Below are 15,789 nucleotides of genomic sequence, written 5' to 3'. Positions count from 1 at the left end.
CGTGATCGCCGCCGTCAGCGTCGTCTTGCCGTGGTCAACGTGGCCGATCGTACCCACGTTCACGTGCGGTTTGGTCCGTTCAAACTTGCCTTTTGCCATGGCTGACTCCTGACTGTGGAATGATCCAAGATGTTGTGGTGCCCATGATGCGGATCGAACGCATGACCTCTCCCTTACCAAGGGAGTGCTCTACCACTGAGCCACATGGGCGGTATTCATTTCGACATCCGTCGAACCGGACCCGCTGGAGCGGGTGAAGGGAATCGAACCCTCGTCGTAAGCTTGGAAGGCTTCTGCTCTACCATTGAGCTACACCCGCGATTCGGATCCCTGCCGACGTCCCTGCATCAGCGCGGGACATCGCTCGCATGGTGGTGGGGGTTGGATTCGAACCAACGTAGGCGCAAGGCCAACAGATTTACAGTCTGCCCCCTTTAACCACTCGGGCACCCCACCGAAGCGAATCTCGAATTATGAAGATATTCGAACTTGATGTCAAGCGACGGCATCCCGACCCGCCAGGACGCCGCCCAGGCCCTGGCGTTCCAGCAAGGCGTCCAGGTGTTCCCAGTCGGAAAACTCGATCACCAGCTGCCCGCCCTTGCGGGCGCCCGTGCGGATCCTCACCTGGGTCGCCAGATGATCGGACAGGGCTTTTTCCAGCCGGTCCAGGTCGCCGGAGCGGGCGCCGGCCGCGCCCCGGGCCGCCGCGCGGCCGGCGGGCGTGGAGAGGGGTTCGTCGGCTTCGCGCAGGGCGCGCGCGACGCGTTTCTCGGTCTCGCGCACGGACAGCCGCCGGGCGACGACCTCGTTGGCCAAGAGGATCTGCTGCGCGGCGTCGGTGGCCAGCAGGGCGCGGGCATGGCCCATGTCGATGTCGCCGGCCAGCAGCATGGTCTGCACGGGATCGGCCAGGTTCAGCAGGCGCAGCAGGTTGGTGGTGGCCGAGCGGGAGCGGCCGATGGCGGTGGCGGCCTGTTCGTGGGTCAGGCCGAATTCGTCCAGCAGGCGGCGCACGCCATGGGCTTCCTCGAGCGGATTGAGGTCTTCCCGCTGGATGTTTTCGATCAGCGCCATGGCGGCGGCGTTCTCGTCGGCCACCCGGCGCACCAGGACGGGGACGGCATCCAGGCCGGCGAGCCGCGCGGCGCGGAAACGGCGTTCGCCGGCGATGATCTCGTACTGGCCGGGCTCGTCCTCCAGGGGACGCACCAGGATGGGCTGCATGATGCCCTGGACGCGGATGGATTCGGCCAGGTCGTTCAGCGCGCCTTCGTCCATGCGGGTGCGCGGCTGGTAGCGGCCCGCGCGCAGGACGTCGATCGGCAGTTGGCTGGGGGAGTCGTCCTTCTGGCGTCCCACCGCGTCCAGCGCGCCGTTGTCGGCGCCGAGCAGGGCGTCCAAGCCGCGTCCGAGTCCTTTTTTGCGAGTGGCCATCGTGTGTGTTTCCTATGGATGATGCCGGGCGGGCCGCTCAGGCCGCGCGCGGGCGAATCTGGCCGCCGACACGGCGGATGAGTTCCTCGCCGAAGGCGAGATAGGCCCGGGCGCCCCGGGACGATTTGTCGTAGACCACGCCGGGCTGGCCATGGCTGGGCGCCTCGGCCAGGCGCACGTTGCGCGGCACGACCGTCTTGAAGACCTTGTTCCCGAAATGCGACTCCAGCTGGGCGGAGACCTGCTGCTGCAGCGTCATCCGCGTGTCGAACATGACGCGCAGCAGGCCGATCAGCTCCAGGTCGGGATTCAGGTTGCGGTAGACCCGCTTGATGGTGTTGACCAGGTCGGACAGGCCTTCGAGCGCGAAATACTCGCATTGCATGGGAATGATCACGCCATGCGCCCCCGCCAGGCCGTTCAGGGTCAGCAGGGAAAGCGTCGGCGGGCAGTCGATCAGGATGAAGTCGTAGTCCTGGGCGACCTTGGACAGGGCCTGCTTCAGCTGCATCTCGCGGTCGTCCATCTGCACCAGGTCGATCTCGGCGCCGGACAGTTCCCGGTTCGAGGGCAGCACGTCGTAGCCACCGCTCTCGGAACGGATGCGGGCCCGGGCGACGTCGGCCTCGCCGATCAGCACCTGGTACAGGTTGACGGAAGCCGCGTTCTTGTCGATGCCGCTGCCCATGGTGGCGTTGCCCTGGGGGTCCAGATCGACCAGCAGGACGCGCTGTCCGTGCAGGGCCAGCGACGCGGCCAGGTTGATGGCCGTGGTGGTCTTGCCCACGCCGCCCTTCTGGTTGGCGATGCAGAACACGCGGGCGGATTTCGGACGATCGGCGGTCATGGGGTTCCTTCGGGACTTGAATCGAGTTCCAGCAGACAGCGGCGCGCATCCATTTCCGGCACGCTCAGTTCAACGGCGCTTTTCACGAACCAGCCCGTGTCGGCTTCCAGGGCGGCCCGTTCGGCCACGGGATCCAGGCCTTTCATGGCCAGCATCGTGCCGCCCGGGGCGCGATGGTGCGCGGCGACGCGCACGAAATCCGACAGCGAGGCGAAGGCGCGCGAAATCACGAGATCCGCCCGCAGGCTGTCCATGGCTTCGATGCGGCCATGTTCCGCGCGCACATTCTTCAACCCCAGAACGCCGGCCGCCTGGCGGATGAACGCGGTCTTCTTGCCCACGGCATCCACGCAGACGACGGACCATTCCGGCTGGCAGATGGCCAGAATGATACCCGGTAAACCGGCGCCCGACCCCATGTCCGCGACGCGCAGGTCCCGGCGCGGCCAGCGGGCCCGCAACTCGGGCACGATGGCCAGGCTGTCGAACACGTGCTGCACCAGCATCTTTGCGGGGTCGCGGACGGCGGTCAGGTTGTAGGCCTTGTTCCAATGGCGCAACTGCTGCAGGTAGCCCAGCAGCGCGGGAATGCGGACGTGGTCGGCCCGCATCCCCAGGGCGTCCAGGGCTTTTTCCAGGCGTTCCTGGAATTCGGGAAAAGGAATATCGGTCATGCCGCCTGGCGCCCGCGGGCGTGCCGCTTCAGGTGGACCAGCAGCAGGGACACCGCCGCCGGCGTGACGCCGGAAATCCGCGCCGCCTGGCCGACGGTGGCGGGGCGGGCGGTTTCCAGGCGCTGGCGCACTTCGGTCGACAGGCCGGCGACGGAGGCATAGTCGAAGTCGTCCGGCACGGCCTGGTCCGCCTGGGCCTTCTGGCGTTCGATCTCGTCGCGCTGGCGGTCCACATAGCCGGCATACTTGGCCTGGATGCCGACCTGCTCGGCCTGCACGGGATCTTGCAGCCCCGGGCCCGCCAGCAAGGCCCCCTGCTCGTCCCGCAGGGCCATCAGGGCGTCGTATTCGACGTCGGGACGGCGCAGTAGATCCAGCAGGCTGGGATGGCGATCCAGCCGCCGCAGGGCCAGGCGCTCGCGGGCATGGGCGTCCAGCACCGCCGGATTGACGCGGGTTTCCCGCAAGCGCTGGACTTCGGCCTCGACGGCGTCGCGCTTGCGGCAAAAGGCATCCCAGCGCACATCGTCCACCAGGCCCAGCGTCCGCCCCATTTCCGTCAGGCGCAGGTCGGCGTTGTCCTCGCGCAGGCTGAGGCGATACTCCGCCCGCGAAGTAAACATTCTGTAAGGTTCAGTAACACCTCTTGTTACAAGATCATCCACCAATACGCCCAGATAGGCCTGGCTGCGATCCAGCGTCCAGGGTTCGCGGCCCATCGCCTGCAAGGCCGCGTTGGCGCCCGCCAGCAGCCCCTGGGCGGCAGCTTCCTCGTAACCCGTGGTGCCGTTGATCTGGCCAGCGAAGAACAGGCCCCGGATCGACCGGGTTTCCAGCCAGGAATGCAAATGCCTGGGATCGAAGTAATCGTATTCGATCGCATAGCCGGGCCGCATGATGCGGGCATTTTCCAGACCGGGCAAACTGCGGACCAGGGCGAACTGGATATCGAACGGAAGGCTGGTGGAAATCCCGTTCGGATAGATTTCACGAGAGGATTCCCCTTCAGGCTCCAGGAACACCTGATGGCTGGTCTTGTCGGCAAAGCGATGGATCTTGTCCTCGATCGAGGGACAGTATCGCGGACCGATTCCTTCGATCGTTCCCTGATCGCTATACATGGGTGAACGATCCAGGCCGGAACGCACAATCTCGTGGGACCGCTCATTGGTGTGCGTGATCCAGCACGGCACCTGTTCCGGATGCATGTCGGCCCGGCCCAGGAAGGAAAATACCGGCACCGGATCCGTATCCCCTGGCTGGACCTCCGTCCTGGAAAAATCGATGGTGTTTGCATCGATGCGCGGCGGCGTGCCGGTCTTCAGGCGCCCCTGGGGCAACTTCAGTTCCTTGAGCCGCTGCCCCAGGCTGGTTGCCGGCGGATCACCCGCGCGGCCCGCCGCGTAATGAGACAGCCCGACGTGCATGAGCCCGTTCAGGAACGTGCCCGCCGTCAGGACCACGGCCCGCGCACGAAACACCAGTCCGATCTGGGTTCGAGCCCCTACGACGCGATCCCCTTCAAGGATCAGATCGTCCACCGCCTGCTGGAAAATCATCAGGTTTTTCTGCTCCTGCAGGATCATCCGGATGGCGCGGCGATACAGGGACCGATCCGCCTGTGCGCGAGTCGCCCTCACCGCGGGCCCCTTGGAACGATTCAATATCCTGAATTGAATACCTGCCTGATCCGTAGCCCAGGCCATGGCGCCCCCCAAGGCATCGACTTCCTTTACCAGGTGTCCCTTGCCGATACCCCCAATGGAAGGATTGCAGGACATCTGCCCCAGGGTATCCATGTTGTGGGTCAACAAAAGCGTGGACGCACCCATACGGGCCGCGGCCAATGCGGCCTCGGCCCCGGCATGACCACCACCGATCACGAGGACGTCGAATTCTTCAGAGTAATTCATAGGGAGAAACTGAGAGGTTCACGAAATTATACTTCGTGCGCCTTCGGGGAAATGTTCCACGTGAAACAGAGTTTAGGTATGTTCCACGTGGAACATTCTGGCAAGCTGATTTCAGAGCAGAAAAATACTCCTTGAATTCCAGTCAGGAAACCTTTGGACAAGTCGAGCGGCAAGCGGGCACTACGGATCTTGATAGCATTCAAGACGCGAACTATAGCAATAGCCAATGTTATTGCAGGATGGGCCCATGGGCAGACCCTGCGGACAATAACCATACTCAGTAAATCGAAGCGGCCTGCAGACCGCGACGTGAATCAACAACAGGGTAGACCGCCCGAGTCCACAGGTGCACGCGGCGCGAGAACTTGTTCAAAGATTCCTTGATGCTTCAAGCCAAGAATAACCATGCTTATAGAAATCTTGCACCGGATTCTTGATCCCATCAGGGCATTCAAGACATGGCAATCGTCAAGCAGGTCAAACTCATCCGCATTGACGGACCGCCGCCCACCAACAATCAAACAATACCCAAAACAATGAATGTACACCGATGTTCCACGTGGAACATTGTCCAAGATATAAGCACATACCCAATGTGAACAAAGCTGTGGACAAGCCCTGGACAAGAGGGGTACAAGTTTCCTTGGCTGGAAAACCCCGGGCCAGAATGAAAAAGGCACTCCGAAGAGTGCCTTTCGAGAAAACCGCGCGGCTGATTACAGCGGGCGGATTTCAGCAGCCTGGGGACCCTTGGGGCCATCCTTGACTTCGTACTGCACGGCCTGGCCTTCGTTCAGGCTGCGATAGCCGCGACCTTCGATGGCGGAGAAGTGCGCGAACACATCGGTGCCACCGGCGTCCGGCGTGATGAAGCCGAAGCCCTTCTCAGCGTTGAACCATTTGACTTTGCCCGTTTGAGCCATGATCTGAAACGTCCTAAATGAATGAATGAAAACAATGAATCAAGAACGCTGAAACGAAACAGATCGTGCCGGAGTGCGGATAGCAACAAGGCATGCCGTGTGCGAGACGTGCGTACTGCTAGATTGCATTGCAACAGGGAGCATAACTACGCAACATGAAAAGTCAAATCATAGTTTTCCCTTAGGCGCGATTGTATCCGCAACTCAAGCCGCCGTGCTTAAAAACGCGTCGTAAAACCAACACAAATCCATCATCCGGATCACATATGCTGAACACGCTGCCATCCAAGCTGCCCGACATCGGCAGCACCATTTTCACCGAGATGAGTGCGCTGGCATTGCAATGCCAGGCCATCAACCTGGGGCAGGGCTTCCCGGACTATCCACCGCCCGGCCCCCTGATCCAGGCTGTCAGCGAAGCCATGTCGCAGGGACACAACCAGTACGCCCCCATGGCCGGCTTGCCCCAGCTTCGGGAAGCCATCGCATCCAAGGTCCAGGCGCAGCACGGACGGATCTACTCGACGGAATCCGAAATCACGGTCACTTCCGGTGCGACGGAAGCGCTGATGAGCAGCTTGTTGGCATTGACGCACCCGGGAGACGAAGTCCTCCTGATCGACCCGGCCTACGATTTGTACGCGCCTTCGATCCGGCTGGCGGGCGCCGAAGCGGTGCGCGTTCCCATGCGCCCGCCGGAAACGGACGACCCGATGTTTCGCGTCGACTGGAACCGGATCGAATCCGCCATCACGGCGAAAACACGGATGCTGGTCCTGAACTTTCCCCACAATCCGACCGGACTGACACTGAAGCCCGAAGACCTGGATGCCCTGGAGGCCATTGTTTCCAGGCATCCGATCCTGCTGTTGTCGGATGAAGCCTACGAACACATTGTGTTTGACGGATTCACGCACCTGAGCCCCGTCTCGCGCCCCTTGCTGGCGGATCGCACCGTTCTGGTGTCGTCCTTCGGCAAGACTTTCCATGCCACCGGCTGGAAGATCGGCTACTGCTGCGCTCCGGAACCGGTGATGGCGGAAACCCGCAAGGTACACCAGTTCACCGTTTTTTCCGTCAGTACGCCCATGCAGGCGGGCATCGCCCGGTACCTGAGGGAGTCGGACACGCTGTCGGAACTGTCGGGCTTTTACCAGAAAAAACGGGACCGGTTGCTTTCCGGCCTGAAGGAAACCTTGCTTCGTCCGCTGCATTCGGAAGGCACGTTCTTTCTGCTGGTGGATACCGCCGCGTTGGGTTCCGGACTGGAAAAGGAACTGTCCGTCCGCGTGACCCGGGAAATCGGCGTCGCCAGCATTCCGGTGTCGGCCTTCTATGCCGACCCGAATCGGCCCGAATCCAACCACGGTTTGTTGCGCCTGTGTTTCGCCAAGCTGGACGCCACCCTGGACCAGGCGCTGGAACGTCTGCGGGGTTTGAACACCTGGGTGGCTGGATGAGTCTTTATGTTTTTCTCTTTTCTTTTATATAAAACCGGTAGGAATGATGGGAGTCTGTGGATAACTCGGAAAACATTTAAATCCGTTAAAAATCAAAGGATTATGGTGATTTTCCTTGTGGGTGTTCCTGTGCGCGGCCGAGGCATGCTTTGGGGATGGTTTTCGGGACCGGGAAAACTGTGCCGCTTATGAACAACTTGTCGACAGGATAGACACATGAAGCCGCCTCTGGACTTATCCACAAGGCGGTTACCCGGAAATCAGGGGGATGAAGGCCCGTCGACCGTGGGAATCAGGGCGCCGTCGTCGAACAGCAGGGTGCGTTCCGGCCAGAGCATGGCGGCCAGGCGATAGCGGCTTTCCTTGCCCGTATCGGTGGATTTCCTGGATCGCCAGCGGGCGCCGGCGGAGTAGTCGATGCAGAACGCCTGCCGGTGCCGCCCATGCCAGGCTGCGGGAGCGACGCCTTCGAACAGGCGGCCGTATCGCCAGCCCGCGCCCCGGTCCGGGGATTCGAACAGGCGCCAGTAGTGCCCGATCAGCACGGGGGTGGGATCGTCGTCCTCGTTCCACCAGGCCGTACGGTCGGAATAGCGCCAGCGGTTGCCCGAAAAGAAGGGCTGCGGGCTGCGGGCTTCGATGCCGGAAGTCAGGCGCTTGATGGGGTTGAGGCGCTGTTCGAGCGCTTCGAAATCCGCCACGGCGTCCAGGTAGGGGGGAGGATCGTCGGGATCCTCGAGCTGCTTGCCCCAGCGGTCGAGTTCCGCGCGGTAGCGGGCATGGAGGTCGTCGGCGCCGGCCGCCCGGATGAGATTCAATTCCTGTTCGTGGATCAGTTCCAGGATGCAGCCGCGGGGAAAGTCGGCGATGGCCTGGATGGAAGCGGGATCCCAGGCCGCGTGCACGATGCGCAGTCCCGGCATGCGGATCGCCAGGGGCAGGTTGCGCAGGAAATCGCGGATTTCCGGCCGTTCCCGGGCCGAGGCGCGGGAAAACGGCGCGTAGAAAGGGGTATCGGAGGCTTCCCGGCTATCGAAGAACCAGCCGGAACCGTCCTTCGCGTCGTTGGCCAGCAGGTTGATTTCGTGGTTGCCCAGGATGGCGAGCGCGCGCCCCTGGTCCACGAGTTCCCGTACCCGGCGAATGACGCCCACGCTGTCCGGGCCGCGGTCGCACAGGTCGCCGATGAATACCATCAGGCGGTCCCGTGTCTCGGGGCGTTGGCGCAATTGGTCCAGCAAGGCATCCAGCGCCTGGATCTCGCCGTGGATGTCGCCGATGACGGCCAGGGGCTGGGCGTCCAGGGTGTGGAGTAGGGTCGGGTTCATTGTCCTATTGTCCTTCGGTACGAGGATCGGGACAATGGATGCGTTTGATTGAGTCAGTTCAAGGTTTCTTCCGGCCGGCCGGTCTTCGGGACCCGGGCACACGGTAGATTATGAGTGGGCGCGCATGCGTCCGTACATTGATGACAGGAGGCCCTATGGCTAAGGACATCGTGCTGGCGACGGACGGCTCCGCGTACAGTCTTCAGGCGGCGCGCTACATTGCGCAATCCGGGCTGCTGCCCGATGGCGGGGTCGTGCGGATCCTGCATGTGATGGCCGCCTTGCCCGCCCGGGTGAGCCGTTACGTCGATGACGCGGCTGTCCAGAGCTGGTATGACGAGGAGTCCGCCAAGGTCCTGGATCCCACGGCCGACGTCCTGCGCCAGGCGGGCGTGCCGTATGCGACCGAGTCCCGGATCGGCTTCGCTCCCCAGGAAATCACGCACTATGCCGACGAAGTCGACGCCCACATGATCGTGATGGGGGCGCACGGCCGCGGCGTGCTGCTGGACGCGGTGATCGGGTCGGTCGCGGGCCGGGTGCTGGCCATGACGCGGCGGCCGGTGCTTCTGATCCAGCAGACGGGCGACGAGCCGGCCTGAGCCCGGCCAAGAGCGAGGCCGCCGGCAGGCCCGGACCCGAGCCGGCGATTTTTCGCGCGGGTTTCAGATCCGGTAGTTGGCGGGCCGGGCCTGGGGACGCGCGTCCGGCTTTTCGGCGGGGTCGTCGCAATCCCGTTTTCCCCCGCAGTGGTGGAACAGCAGGTTGAGCAGAACGGCGACCAGCGCGCTCATGGCCACGCCGCTGCCGAAGATCGTCTGCACGTTGGCGGGCAGGCTGTGGTACATGCCTGGAATCAGCACGGGCAGCAGTCCCAGGGCCAGGGCCAGCGTGCAGGTGACCAGGTTTCCGGTGCGCGTGAAGTCGACCCGGGCCAGCATCTGGATGCCGAGCACGCTGATGATGGCGAACACGACGACGGCCGTGCCGCCGACGACGGCGGGCGGAATGCCGTTCAGCATCCGCGCCAGCGGCGTGAAACCGATCACGATGAGCAGCGCGCCGGCGACCGCCGTGACATAGCGGCTACGCACGCCGCTGGCGCGGACGATGCCGATGTTCTCGCCGCTGGTCACCATGACGGGCGTGCCGAACAGGCCGCCGATGATGGAAATGATGCCGTCGGAACGGATGACGCGCGGCACGTCCCGGGGCGGGTCCACTTCGCGGCCGACGATTTCCCCGTTGATCACTGTCTGCCCGGTGGCTTCCGCCATGGAGGCCAGGCTCCAGACCAGCATCGGGATGGCGGCCACGAGGTCCAGATGCGGCATGCCGAAGGGGAACAGGGCCGGGGTGCTGATGACCGGTCCCGCGATCAATGAGATGAAATGGGTTTCGCCCAGCGCCATGGCGAAGAGAGTGCCGCCCACCAGGCCCAGGGCCACGGAGAGCTGGCGCAGGAAGCCGCGCAGGAACCTGAAGCACAGGACCGTCAGCACGATGGTGACCAGCGCCAGCAGGAGCTGCCGCGGATCGCCGAAGTGCTCGGTGCCGGGTCTTCCGGTGAACAGCAGGCCCGTCACCTTGACCAGGCTGATGCCGATGACCACGACCATGGTTCCGATGACCAGCGGCGGGAAGTACTTCAGGATGCGGACGAAGAGGGTGACCGCGAGGATGTAGAAGATGCCGGTCAGGATGACGGCGCCGGCCGCCGTCTGCAGGTCGGTGCCCTGGGCGATCGAGATGAACAGGATGGTGGCGGCTCCGCCGGGCAGCATGATGAACGGCAGCCGGACGCCGATCCTGCCGACGCCGACGGACTGCAGGATCGATCCCAGGCCGCAGAATACGAAGACGCTGGACAGCAGGGCCGAGGAAAGCGCTTCGGACAGGTTCAGGGCCTTGGCGATCAGGAAGACGGACGAAACGGGCGCCGCGACCATCACCAGGATGTGCTGGATGGCGAACAGGAACAGCTTGCCGACGGGGCGTATCTGATCCACTGGGTGGACTTCTTGCGCCGGCGAGCCGTCGTGGTGAGGATGGGTTGTCTCCATTGCTGGCCTCTGCGTATGGGTTGTCTGGTTCCAAAACGGTTTGGGTTTTGTATTTATGTTTCCCAAATCGATTTATGTAAATGCTCCGGCTTGCTGGAAATCCTGTCAACACCGGGTTTTCCCGGGCCGGGGGACGGATGGGCGAAGCCGTTTCCGCGCCGCCGGGGCGCGTGTTCATCCGCATGCTCCGGCGTGGCGGCCGCCCGCGAGGCCGCGGATTGCCGCCAGTTGGTTTGGCGAGTAGAATTCCACGACACAAATCGATTTTGGAATCATGGATCATGAACTGCGGGAAGCATTCCGCGGCTCGTGCCATCCCGGATCGCCATCGAGGATATCTGGATGAACATACTGAGGGACATGCACGAACGGGCCGTCCTGCTGGTGCCCGACAAGGTCCTACTGCCCGATGGCGTGCGTTCCGGCCTGGGGGTGCGCGTCGAGAAGGGGGTGATCACGGACGTCGGGCCGGTGGAGCGGTTTTCCGCCGAAGCCCTGCCCGCCGTTTCCTTGTCGCGGCGGTTGCTGATGCCGGGATTCGTCGATGCGCACCACCACGTCACGCAGACATTCGGCAAGTCGCTGGTGTTCGGCGAACCCTCGGAAATTTTCAGGCGCGTCTGGGTGCCGATGGAGCAGCACATGGACGCCGAGGCCATCGACGTCGCCACCCGCCTGGCCGCCTGGGAATCCCTGCGCGGCGGATTCACCACGGTGGCCGACGCGGGCACCCGCGCCACGGTCGGCATGGAAATCGTGGCCGGCGCGGTCGCCGAGGTGGGCCTGCGGTGCGTGCTGGGTGCCATCTGCAACGACCTGCAGGGCGGCCAGGCCGTCGCCACGAAGCCGCAGATCCTGCAACTGGCGCAGCATCACCTGACCCGATGGGATCGGCATGCGCTGATCCATCCGTCGCTGGCGATCTCCATTCCCGAGGCCGCCAGCGACGAAGTCCTGGTGGCGGTCACACGGTTGTCCCGCGAGGCCCGCGTGCCTTTCCAGACACATTTGAACGAACATCTGGCGGCCGTCGAGCGTTCACTGGTCGCCACGGGACTGCGGCCCCTGCAGCGCCTGGGCCGTCTGGGCGCCATCGGCCCCGAACTCCTGGCCGCGCACGCCACCCTGCTGACGCCGGACGAAATCACGCTGCTGCGCGACAGCGGCGCCGCCGTCAGCTACAACCCGGTGGCCAGCGCTTGGAAGGGTAACGCGGTCGCTCCGGCCCTGCTGCTGAGCGAACTGGGCGTGCGCCTGGGGCTTGGGACTGACGGCACGCGCAGCGACGCCTTCCGGCTGCTGGACGCCGCGGAGACCGCGCAGCGCCTGACGACCGCCATGGCGAGCGGAGATTCTTCCTCAGGCGGCGGCTGGCGCTGGCTGGACATGGGACTGCGCGGCGGGGCGGATGCCGTCGGCCTGGCCGGAAAAGTCGGTGAAATCGTTCCGGGCGCCTTCGCCGACCTGCTGGTCGTGAGGCTGGACGTCCCCGAGCTGGCGCCTTCCTGGGACCTGGAATGGGAGCTGGTGCGGCTGGCGAACCGGGACCAGATCGAGTCCGTGATCGTGCAGGGCCGCCTGCGGCTCGACAGCGGCATGCCCGTGGACTGGGACGGCGAGGCGCTGATGGACCGGGCCCGAGCCTTGTCGGAACGCATCGTGGCGAACGCGCCGGTCCGGCGCGTGGACCCCTTCGCCAGCGAACATCGCGTCCAGTGGAGGGCCCGCCGCCCATGAGCACGACCGCCTTCCTCCTGATCGGGCTGGCCGTGTTCGTCTCGGCCTTCGCACAGGGCTGCAGCGGCATGGGGTTCGCCATGCTGGCGGCGCCCATCGTGACCCTGTTTGAACCCGGACTGATCCCGGTCCTGCTGCTGGTCCTGATGATTCCGCTGAATGCCTACGTGGGCTGGCGCGAGCGCGCCGCGATCGATTGGCGCGGGGTGAAGCTGATCAGCATCGGCCGGTTCGCCGGCACTTTCCTGGGGTTGTGGATCCTGCTGGTGGTCAACCTGCATCAGCTTTCCCTGCTGATCGGCTGGTCCACCCTGGTCGCCGCCGTGGTGGCGCTGCTGTCGCCTTCCTTCGAACTGGGCAGGAAGGGCCTGGGCCTGGTCGGGCTGATCACGGGAGTGACCGAGACCTCGACCGGCGTGGGAGGGCCGCCGCTGGCACTGGCCTACCAGCACAAGAGCGGCGCCGTCCTGCGTTCGACCGTTGCCCTGTGCTTCCTGGTGGGCGAAGTCATCTCCCTGGTCGTCCTGGCGATCGGCGGCAAGGTCGGCGCCGATTCCCTGCTGGCTTCGGCGCGGATGCTGCCGTTTTTGGTGCTAGGATCGTATGCGAGCAAATTCGTGCATCACCGGCTCGATGGCCCCTTGCTGCGCTATCTCGTCCTGAGCTTTTCCTGTATTTCCGGAATCGTGGTGATCCTGCAGGCCTGAATCCCTTTTTCGCCGTGACAAACGACCATCGCACGCACAAACGAGTCACCATCGCCGACGTCGCCCGCGAAGCGGGCCTGTCGCCTACGACCGTCTCCCATTCCCTGAACGGGATCGGCCAGGTGGATCCCCGCACCCGCCAGCACGTCAAGGACGTGGCGGCCCGCCTGAAATACCGCCCCAGCGTGCGCGCCCAGCGCCTGCGGACCGGCCGGTCCCATGCGATCGCCCTGCTGTCTTCCATGCCGGCCGCGGTCTCGGCCGGGGAATCCCAGCTGGGGTTCTTCACCGAACTGGCGATGGGCCTGGCCAGGAAAGCCTTGCTGAGCGGCTATGTGCTCCTGCTCGCGCCGCCCATGGACCAGTGCGATCCCCTGGCCTTGATGGACATCGATGGCGCCATCCTGCTCGAGCCCGCGCCGGACGATCCGATCGCCCGCGAACTGGACGAGCAGGCGGTGCCCTGCGTCACCGTCGGCGGCGAGCCCGGACCGGACAACATCGATCTGCGGCATGCGGCGGCGGCGGACCTGCTGCTGCGGCATCTGCTCGAATCGGGCGCGCGGCGGCCGGGGCTGATCCTCGGAGCCAGCGGCCGGGCGTCCCAGCGCAGCTTTCACGAGTGCTACCTGGCGATGGCCGAGGCCCATGGCTTCGCGCCCGTGGTGGCCCTGGCGGCCGAGGAAGAAGGCGAGGAGGCCGGCCGTCAGGCCGCCGCGCGGCTGCTGGCCGGGCATCCGCGGCTGGATGCGCTATGCATTCCGATCGATACTTTCGCCAGCGGCGCCCTGCGCGCCATCGGCGAGGCCGGGCTGCGGGTTCCCGAGGACCTGTTGCTGGCCACCCGCCACGACGGCGTGCGGGCCCGGACGTGCCAGCCGCCCCTGACGGCCGTGGACCTGCATCTGGACGCCGTGTCGCATGCCGCGGTGCAGCGGCTCTTGCGGATGCTGGGACACGAGACCCAGGACCCGCCGGTCGGCATTCCGGCGCCGGCCCTGGTGGCGCGCCGCTCGACGGGCGCCTGATACGGAGCGGGTTTCATCCGCTTTTCGAGCGTCCGGCGATCGTCCGGCGCCGGCATCCGGAAAGCCCGGTTTCAGCCGAGCGCGCGCGTCATGTAGCGGGCCGGCTGTTCGTAGCCGGCCAGGCAGGCGCGCTGGCGGTCGTCCAGGTCCATGCGGGTACGGTAGCCGTGCGCGGACCAGAAGCGTTCGGAATCCTGGACCGAGATCAGCGCCGAGTGCCGCAGTCCGGCCGTCCGGGCCCGGGCCCAGGCGTGCCGGATCAGCCGCTGCGCCAATCCGCGGCCGCGCGCCCGGGGATGGATGGCCAGGTCGTGCAGGTACAGGGTGTCGCCGTCGGGGGCCGGGTGGAAGTCGCCGTTCAGGGGCGACAGGTGGCCCAGGCGCGTCGGATAGGTGAACAGGTAGGCGCACAGGCCTTCGTCGTCCTGGATGCCCCAGATCCAGTCCGGGACGGCCCGCAGGCGGCCGGCGAAGACGGCCGCCGATTCGAGCATGGACGGGGCGTAGCAGCGGGTCTGGATGGCGTCCAGGCCGGGCAGGTCGGCGGTATTCAGCGTGCGCAGGATCATGATGCGGGCATCATATCAGCGGTGGCGCTCTTCCCGCCCCGGCCCGCCCTGTCCGTGGCGGCCGCGGTCTTCGCGGCCCCGGGCCTCGGCGCGAGGCCCCTCATCCTGGGCGCGGCGCCATTGGCCGGGACCGGCATCCGGGCGCCCCGCTTCGGGACGGCCCGCCGCCCGGACCTGGTCCTGCGGCCGTTCGCGGAATTCTCCCCGGGTCTGGTCCGGCCGAGCGGCCGGACCGGGACCTGCCTGCCAGGAGGATCCCGGTGGTTGGCGTGGCGCGTGCGTTTCCTGGCGGCCTGGCGTGGAAGGCGGACGCGATCCGTCGGGACGGTGGGTTGCGCCCGGGCCGGGACCGCCGGCATGCGCGGGCGCGTTCCTGTCCGGTTCATGCTGTCCCGGCGCATTGGCCGGATGCGGCTGGCGCGCGTAGGTGCGCTGCTCGGGCGTCGGCCGGGACGGCATGCCGCCCTGGCCGCCGTTGTAGCTGACGTGGCGCCGGTCCGGGGGGGCGTTGTGGATCACCGTCTTGTCCACGTAGACGTTGTGGACGTGGGTGATGTTGACGTTCGTGACGGCCCGGTTGTAGTAGAAATCCCTGCCGCGCCAGTGGCCGCCGACGTAGCCGACGCCGAAATAGCCGAATCCGTAGTCGATGCCGCCGTAGAAGCCGACCTGCGGCCCCCAGTAGCCTTTGTGCCAGCGGTAGTAGCCGTCGGACCAGCCCCACCATCCGGGGGTCCACAACAGCCCGACGGCGGGCGGGACGAGCCATGCGCCGTCGATCCAGTAGTAGCCGTTCGGACCCCAGGCCCAGTAGCCCGGGGTCCAGATGTAGCCGGGGCCGGGTGCGACGGGCTGGACCACGTCCGGCAGGGGCGGCGGGGCCAGGGTGATCGCCACGCCGACGCTGACGGCTGCTGTTGCGGACCCCGGCAGCATCAGCAGCGGGGCGGCCGCCAGGCCGGCGGCCAGAGCGAACGACAGGGTGCGCAGGCGGGCCGCCATGCGGTGTTTCGATGTGTTCCGAATGGCCTTCATGATCCGACCTCGCTGAATTCCTGATGGTTTGACACCTGGACCCAGTTTAGTGACGGAGTGTGAGCCAA

15 protein-coding genes and 3 tRNA genes are annotated in these 15,789 nt (G+C 65.3%); 5 read left to right on the top strand and 13 right to left on the bottom strand.

All coding sequences use genetic code 11. From position 1 onward, the window contains the following. The 9 genes from ACFO27_RS05455 to ACFO27_RS05415 form a co-directional block, all read right to left on the bottom strand. On the bottom strand, positions 1-99 hold a 99-nt coding region (locus tag ACFO27_RS05455), incomplete at its 3' end, for a GTP-binding protein (protein ID WP_033453371.1). 36 nt (positions 100-135) lie between these two features. Then, positions 136-210, bottom strand: a tRNA-Thr gene (locus ACFO27_RS05450). Between the two features lie 35 nt (positions 211-245). Beyond that, positions 246-319 (bottom strand) — tRNA-Gly (locus ACFO27_RS05445). Between the two features lie 50 nt (positions 320-369). Beyond that, positions 370-456, bottom strand: a tRNA-Tyr gene (locus ACFO27_RS05440). Positions 457-495: 39 nt separating this feature from the next. Beyond that, positions 496-1,437: a ParB/RepB/Spo0J family partition protein gene (locus tag ACFO27_RS05435; RefSeq protein WP_376816365.1), complete on the bottom strand. Its 942-nt coding sequence runs from the start codon at positions 1,435-1,437 to the stop codon at positions 496-498. Between the two features lie 37 nt (positions 1,438-1,474). Further along, positions 1,475-2,284: a ParA family protein gene (locus tag ACFO27_RS05430; RefSeq protein WP_376816364.1), complete on the bottom strand. Its 810-nt coding sequence runs from the start codon at positions 2,282-2,284 to the stop codon at positions 1,475-1,477. Continuing rightward, positions 2,281-2,958, bottom strand: a complete 678-nt coding sequence (rsmG, locus tag ACFO27_RS05425) for a 16S rRNA (guanine(527)-N(7))-methyltransferase RsmG (protein ID WP_376816363.1) — start codon at positions 2,956-2,958, stop codon at positions 2,281-2,283. The genes ACFO27_RS05430 and rsmG overlap by 4 nt, the downstream gene beginning before the upstream one ends. Then, positions 2,955-4,871, bottom strand: a complete 1,917-nt coding sequence (mnmG, locus tag ACFO27_RS05420) for a tRNA uridine-5-carboxymethylaminomethyl(34) synthesis enzyme MnmG (RefSeq protein WP_376816362.1) — start codon at positions 4,869-4,871, stop codon at positions 2,955-2,957. Before mnmG ends, rsmG begins: the two co-directional genes overlap by 4 nt. A gap of 716 nt (positions 4,872-5,587) precedes the next feature. After that, complete coding sequence (locus tag ACFO27_RS05415; RefSeq protein WP_043679103.1) at positions 5,588-5,794, bottom strand: cold-shock protein; 207 nt, start codon at positions 5,792-5,794, stop codon at positions 5,588-5,590. 266 nt (positions 5,795-6,060) lie between these two features. Here ACFO27_RS05415 and ACFO27_RS05410 point away from each other — a divergent pair, with 266 nt between their 5' ends. Beyond that, positions 6,061-7,254, top strand: a complete 1,194-nt coding sequence (locus tag ACFO27_RS05410) for a methionine aminotransferase (protein WP_376816361.1) — start codon at positions 6,061-6,063, stop codon at positions 7,252-7,254. A gap of 260 nt (positions 7,255-7,514) precedes the next feature. Here ACFO27_RS05410 and ACFO27_RS05405 read toward each other — a convergent pair whose 3' ends face one another. Then, positions 7,515-8,582, bottom strand: coding sequence for a metallophosphoesterase (locus tag ACFO27_RS05405; protein WP_376816360.1), 1,068 nt, complete (start codon positions 8,580-8,582; stop codon positions 7,515-7,517). Positions 8,583-8,737: 155 nt separating this feature from the next. On the opposite strand from ACFO27_RS05405, the gene ACFO27_RS05400 reads away from it, so the two are divergent. Further along, positions 8,738-9,184, top strand: a complete 447-nt coding sequence (locus tag ACFO27_RS05400; protein WP_376816359.1) for a universal stress protein — start codon at positions 8,738-8,740, stop codon at positions 9,182-9,184. Positions 9,185-9,247: 63 nt separating this feature from the next. Here the strand turns inward: ACFO27_RS05400 and ACFO27_RS05395 are convergent, their stop codons facing one another. Next, positions 9,248-10,591: a uracil-xanthine permease family protein gene (locus ACFO27_RS05395; protein WP_376816358.1), complete on the bottom strand. Its 1,344-nt coding sequence runs from the start codon at positions 10,589-10,591 to the stop codon at positions 9,248-9,250. A 396-nt stretch (positions 10,592-10,987) separates the two neighbouring features. Here ACFO27_RS05395 and ACFO27_RS05390 point away from each other — a divergent pair, with 396 nt between their 5' ends. Genes ACFO27_RS05390 through ACFO27_RS05380 form a run of 3 tightly spaced genes read left to right on the top strand, consistent with a single transcriptional unit; the run spans position 10,988 to position 14,117 of the window. Next, a complete protein-coding gene (locus tag ACFO27_RS05390) occupies positions 10,988-12,382 on the top strand; it encodes an amidohydrolase family protein (RefSeq protein ID WP_376816357.1) in 1,395 nt (464 codons plus the stop codon). After that, positions 12,379-13,089 carry a sulfite exporter TauE/SafE family protein gene (locus ACFO27_RS05385; protein ID WP_376816356.1) on the top strand — a complete coding sequence of 237 codons (711 nt, stop codon included), beginning with the start codon at positions 12,379-12,381 and terminating at the stop codon, positions 13,087-13,089. The genes ACFO27_RS05390 and ACFO27_RS05385 overlap by 4 nt, the downstream gene beginning before the upstream one ends. A gap of 14 nt (positions 13,090-13,103) precedes the next feature. Next, on the top strand, positions 13,104-14,117 hold the full coding sequence (locus ACFO27_RS05380) for a substrate-binding domain-containing protein (RefSeq protein WP_376816355.1): 1,014 nt from the start codon (positions 13,104-13,106) through the stop codon (positions 14,115-14,117). Positions 14,118-14,188: 71 nt separating this feature from the next. Here the strand turns inward: ACFO27_RS05380 and ACFO27_RS05375 are convergent, their stop codons facing one another. Then, positions 14,189-14,686, bottom strand: a complete 498-nt coding sequence (locus ACFO27_RS05375; RefSeq protein ID WP_376816354.1) for a GNAT family N-acetyltransferase — start codon at positions 14,684-14,686, stop codon at positions 14,189-14,191. A gap of 15 nt (positions 14,687-14,701) precedes the next feature. Then, on the bottom strand, positions 14,702-15,688 hold the full coding sequence (locus tag ACFO27_RS05370; RefSeq protein WP_376816353.1) for a YXWGXW repeat-containing protein: 987 nt from the start codon (positions 15,686-15,688) through the stop codon (positions 14,702-14,704). Between the last annotated feature and the right edge of the window lie 101 nt (positions 15,689-15,789).

It is taken from the genome of Castellaniella denitrificans, from assembly GCF_042653765.1.
In the GTDB taxonomy this organism is placed as follows: Bacteria; Pseudomonadota; Gammaproteobacteria; order Burkholderiales; family Burkholderiaceae_B; genus Castellaniella; species Castellaniella denitrificans.
The sequence above is the reverse complement of the archived record's forward strand: the minus strand, read 5'-3'. Positions and strand labels throughout refer to the sequence as shown.

What these genes read in the sequence shown, in the direction of transcription:
- ACFO27_RS05375 (WP_376816354.1), bottom strand. Translation starts at nt 14,686, where the DNA reads ATGATCCTGCGCACGCTGAATACCGCCGACCTGCCCGGCCTGGACGCC.
- ACFO27_RS05400 (WP_376816359.1), top strand. Translation starts at nt 8,738, where the DNA reads ATGGCTAAGGACATCGTGCTGGCGACGGACGGCTCCGCGTACAGTCTT.
- mnmG (WP_376816362.1), bottom strand. Translation starts at nt 4,871, where the DNA reads ATGAATTACTCTGAAGAATTCGACGTCCTCGTGATCGGTGGTGGTCAT.
- ACFO27_RS05435 (WP_376816365.1), bottom strand. Translation starts at nt 1,437, where the DNA reads ATGGCCACTCGCAAAAAAGGACTCGGACGCGGCTTGGACGCCCTGCTC.
- ACFO27_RS05385 (WP_376816356.1), top strand. Translation starts at nt 12,379, where the DNA reads ATGAGCACGACCGCCTTCCTCCTGATCGGGCTGGCCGTGTTCGTCTCG.
- ACFO27_RS05390 (WP_376816357.1), top strand. Translation starts at nt 10,988, where the DNA reads ATGAACATACTGAGGGACATGCACGAACGGGCCGTCCTGCTGGTGCCC.
- ACFO27_RS05410 (WP_376816361.1), top strand. Translation starts at nt 6,061, where the DNA reads ATGCTGAACACGCTGCCATCCAAGCTGCCCGACATCGGCAGCACCATT.
- ACFO27_RS05405 (WP_376816360.1), bottom strand. Translation starts at nt 8,582, where the DNA reads ATGAACCCGACCCTACTCCACACCCTGGACGCCCAGCCCCTGGCCGTC.
- ACFO27_RS05415 (WP_043679103.1), bottom strand. Translation starts at nt 5,794, where the DNA reads ATGGCTCAAACGGGCAAAGTCAAATGGTTCAACGCTGAGAAGGGCTTC.
- ACFO27_RS05370 (WP_376816353.1), bottom strand. Translation starts at nt 15,688, where the DNA reads ATGGCGGCCCGCCTGCGCACCCTGTCGTTCGCTCTGGCCGCCGGCCTG.
- ACFO27_RS05430 (WP_376816364.1), bottom strand. Translation starts at nt 2,284, where the DNA reads ATGACCGCCGATCGTCCGAAATCCGCCCGCGTGTTCTGCATCGCCAAC.
- rsmG (WP_376816363.1), bottom strand. Translation starts at nt 2,958, where the DNA reads ATGACCGATATTCCTTTTCCCGAATTCCAGGAACGCCTGGAAAAAGCC.